At 61.9% G+C, this 4,500-nt stretch carries 3 protein-coding genes; 1 reads left to right on the forward strand and 2 read right to left on the reverse strand.

Features of this window, described 5'->3' with window-relative positions; all coding sequences use genetic code 11:
* Positions 1–376: 376 nt before the first annotated feature.
* Positions 377–2,329, reverse strand: coding sequence for an acetate--CoA ligase (gene acs, locus WB528_RS03860; protein WP_423887109.1), 1,953 nt, complete (start codon positions 2,327–2,329; stop codon positions 377–379).
* A gap of 379 nt (positions 2,330–2,708) precedes the next feature.
* On the opposite strand from acs, the gene WB528_RS03865 reads away from it, so the two are divergent.
* Positions 2,709–3,887 carry a DNA topoisomerase IB gene (locus tag WB528_RS03865; protein WP_423887110.1) on the forward strand — a complete coding sequence of 393 codons (1,179 nt, stop codon included), beginning with the start codon at positions 2,709–2,711 and terminating at the stop codon, positions 3,885–3,887.
* 286 nt (positions 3,888–4,173) lie between these two features.
* Here WB528_RS03865 and WB528_RS03870 read toward each other — a convergent pair.
* Positions 4,174–4,500 (reverse strand): EVE domain-containing protein (locus tag WB528_RS03870; protein ID WP_423887111.1); only part of this gene is annotated, 327 nt, incomplete at its 5' end.

Here is a 4,500-nt window from a genome sequence, read left to right on the forward strand (position 1 = left end):
CGCTCGCTCTATCCGGCGGTCAAATCCGCCCCAAGCCGGCACAAATATTTAACCGCTTCCGTTAACCGAGCGTTTTGCACGATCGGGCCGCGACGGGTTTTCGGAGAGCAGCAAAGAAAATGTTGGAATCAAAGTAAATGACCTGAAAACTACACTCCTCAGGAAACCCTTTGGCCAGCACGAACCTCGGATGACAATAGCGTGAGGGAGCGCATGAACGTGCCCGCGCGCTCGCTTCTCAACTCGCTCTTGTCGCCACCCGACGATGTTCCGATCGGCCGCGACAATGGGTTTGAGTCTACCGTTGAGTAAACCGCACGCGGCGCGCGAACGCCGCGTTGCGAGTCCTGAACGTAAGATCGCGAGCTTAGCAGCTCTACGCCGTTTTGTCTTTCCGGTTCTGGCGATGCTTGACCAGATCGTCCACGACAGCGGGATCGGCGAGCGTCGAGGTATCGCCCAGGCTGCCCGGTTCGTCCTCGGCGATCTTGCGCAGGATGCGCCGCATGATCTTGCCGGAACGGGTTTTGGGAAGGCTGGGCGCGAACTGGATCTGGTCGGGGGAAGCGATCGGGCCGATGTCCTTGCGCACCCACGCCACCAGCTCCTTGCGCAGATTGTCGCTCGGCTCGGTGCCCGTCATCAGGGTGACATAGGCATAGATGCCCTGACCCTTGATGTCGTGCGGATAGCCGACCACGGCGGCTTCCGACACCTTGGCGTGCGCGACCAGCGAGCTTTCGACCTCCGCCGTGCCCATGCGGTGACCGGAGACGTTGATGACGTCGTCGACGCGACCGGTGATCCAGTAAAAGCCGTCGGTATCGCGCCGGCATCCGTCGCCGGTGAAATATTTGCCCTTGTAGGTCGAGAAATAGGTCTGCTCGAAGCGGGCGTGATCGCCATAGACCGTGCGCATCTGGCCGGGCCACGACCGCGCGATGCAGAGATTGCCCTGACACTCGCCTTCCAGCACCTTGCCGTCGGCATCGACGATCTCCGGCACCACGCCGAAGAACGGCTGCGTCGCGGAGCCCGGCTTGAGTTTGGTGGCGCCGGGCAGCGGCGTGATCATGATGCCGCCGGTCTCGGTCTGCCACCAGGTATCGACGATCGGGCAGCGGTTGTCGCCGACCACGCGGTGATACCATTCCCAGGCTTCGGGATTGATCGGCTCGCCGACCGAGCCGAGCAGCCGAAGCGAGGCGCGCGAAGTCTTCGTCACCGGCGCGTCGCCCGCCTGCATCAGGGCGCGGATCGCGGTCGGTGCGGTGTAGAAAATATTGACCTTGTGTTTGTCGATAACGTTCCAGAACCGCGAATTATCGGGGTAATTCGGCACCCCCTCGAACATCAGCGTGGTCGCGCCGTTCGCCAGCGGCCCATAGAGAATGTAGCTGTGGCCGGTGACCCAGCCGACGTCGGCCGTGCACCAATAGATGTCCCCTTCGTGATAATCGAACACATATTGGTGCGTCATCGAGACGAATACGAGATAGCCGCCTGAGGTGTGCAGAACGCCCTTCGGCTGGCCGGTCGAGCCCGACGTATAGAGAATGAACAGCGGGTCCTCCGCGCTCATATGTTCGCACGGGCACTCCGTTGTCACCATTTCGGCGGCCTCGTGGTACCAGAGGTCGCGCGTCGGGTTCATGTTGACGTTGCCGCCGGTGCGTTTGACCACGACGACCCAGTCGACGCCGCCGGTTTTTGCAATTGCCGCATCGACATTGGCCTTGAGCGGAACCTTCTTGCCGCCGCGCAGGCCTTCATCGGCCGTGAGGACGATCTTGGACTGGCAGTCGTTGATGCGTTGCGCCAGGCTGTCCGGTGAGAAGCCGGCAAACACCACCGAGTGGATGGCGCCGATCCGCGCGCAGGCCAGCATCGCATACGCTGCTTCCGGGATCATCGGCAGATAGATGGTGACGCGGTCGCCCTTCTTCACATTGCGGGTGCGGAGGATGTTGGCGAACTTGCAGACCTCGTCATGGAGTTGCTTGTAGGTGATGTGTTTGGATTCGGAAGGATCGTCGCCCTCCCAGATGATGGCGGTTTGGTTGCCGCGCTTTTCCAGATGCCGGTCGATGCAGTTCCAGGCGACGTTGAGCTCGCCATCCTCGAACCATTTGATCGAGATCTTGCCGGGGGCGTAGGAGGTGTTCTCGACCTTGGTGAAAGGCCTGATCCAGCCGATGCGCTTGGCCTGCTCCGCCCAGAAGGCGTTGGGATCCCTGACCGAACGCGCATACATGTCGCGATATTTGGCCTGGTCCACCCAGGCGCGCTTGGCCCAATCGGCCGATACATCATAGATTTTGTCGGACATTGTGATCCCTCCACGCAATGCGGCCCACGAACGGGGCCGCCGTCTTCATTGTTAAAATCAATTATGCGCTCGCGCTGATGGCGACGACAAGCGCAACGACTACGACCTTCGGCGAGGCTTTTGCGGTGTGCAGGATCAACGCGCGACCAGCCTGCATGAAGCGTCGGAAAGGACCCTGTTTCAGCCGGGTGCGAGCTTGCAGGGCAGGGCTGCATCGCACCGCGAAAGGTAATTTGAAACCTCTAGCCTCCAAGGTAGGGGCTGGCGCGATCGGCCAATCCCCCCTAAATCCGCGGGTCGGGGCCATTCGCCCCATGCCGGAACAAAGCAAACTAACCGGCATTAGCAGGGTATGCATTGGAGCAAGGCATCTAAAGCTATGATGGATCAACAGAATTTTGTGGCGCCACCGCAAGGCGTGCCCGATCCTGAGCTGGCTTTGGCAAAGGCCTTGGGGCAGTGGCCCAAGGCGGGCGACAAGCCCGCACCGCTCGGGCCGAAGACGGCGAGGCGCAAACTGGCCCAGACGGCCGCGCCCTCGGTCGAAATTTTGGCCAAGGAACACGGTTTGACTCTGGGCGAGCAGAACCAGCTCACCATCCGCCGCGTCAAGCGCGGCAAGAGCTATTCCTTCGTGCGCGCCAACGGCTCGCATATCCGCGACGCCAGAACCATTCGCCGCCTGCACAAGATGGCGGTGCCTCCAGCCTATGCGGAAGTGCGTTACTCGCCCGATCCGAGTTCGCATTTGCAGGCCGTGGGGCGCGATGCCGCCGGCCGGCTGCAATACCGCTATCATTCCGACTGGGAAAAGATTCGCGAGCACCGCAAGGCGCATCGGCTGGCGCGGCTGGTGGAGGCGCTGCCGAAAATCCGCCGCCATGTCTCGATGCACCTGGCGGGCGACCAGCCCACGCGGGAATTCGCGCTCTCGGCGGTGATCGAACTGATCGCGCGCACCGCGATCCGTCCTGGCAATGAATCCTACGCGCGGCTGAACGGCACGCGCGGCGCCACCACCATGTTGAAATCCAACGTCGTGCTGGACGGCGACGCTTTTGTGCTCAGCTTCAAGGCCAAGGGCGGCAAGGCCGTGCGCAAGGAGTGCGACGCGGCCAAGCTCGTCCGCGCGATTCCGATCCTGCGCCAGTTGCCGGGCAGGCGCCTGTTCCAGTATCGCGATGCGTCCGGCATTGTGCGCACGGTTTCCACCACGACGGTGAATACGTTCTTGCGCGAGATCGCCGGCATCAAGATTTCGCTGAAGGATTTCCGCACCCTGATGGCGTCGGCCGTGGTGCTGGAATCGCTGTCGCGGGTTTCTCCGGCGACGAGCGAGCGTGGACGCAAGCGCCAGGTGGGGGATGCGATTCGCGCTGCCGCCGACCAGCTTTCCAACACGCCGGCGATCTGCCGCAAGAGCTATGTGCACGACACCATCGTCACGGCGTTCGAGGACGGCATCCTTGAGCGTTTTGCCGCGACGATGAAGGGCTACCGCACCCAGAAGAAGCGCGAGCAGCTTCTGGCCCAGGTGGTGCTGGCGGCCGCGGCGTAAACTGAATCCCCTCGTCGTCCCCGCGAAAGCGGGGACCCATAAACACCGGCCCGCGTTGCGCCCGGAGCTGGTGGCCCCAGCGTGCATCAAATGTCTTCCTGTTATAGGTCCCGGGCCGCGTTCGCCTGGACAACGCGGAGCCTGTCATCGAGCGCGCATTCGCGCGAGCCGTTGGCACGACGGGCAAATCAGATCGCGTCATTGCGAGGAGCACCAGCGACGATCCAGATTATCTCACCGGGAAGGTTTCTGGATCTTCGCTTTCGCTCGCAATGACGACCAAGGGTCACACCCCGCCCATTTTGCAAACGTATTTCCATTCCTCCGCCGTCACCGGCTGCACTGACAGCCGCGAATATTTCACCAGCGCCATGTCGGCGAGTTTCTTGTCCGCCTTGATCGCGGCCATCGTCACCGGCGTCTTCAGCGGCTTGTCGGCCTTGATGTCGACGCAGACGAACTTGCCGGTCTTGTCCGTGGGATCGGGATAGGCCTCCTTGATGATCTCGGCGATGCCGACGACCTCCTTGCCTTCGTTGGAGTGATAGAAGAAAGCCTTGTCGCCCTTCTTCATCTTCACGAGGTTTTGCCGCGCGGTGAAATTGCGCACGCC

The sequence above is a fragment of the Bradyrhizobium sp. genome (assembly GCF_049586575.1).
Lineage (GTDB): Bacteria > Pseudomonadota > Alphaproteobacteria > Rhizobiales > Xanthobacteraceae > Bradyrhizobium.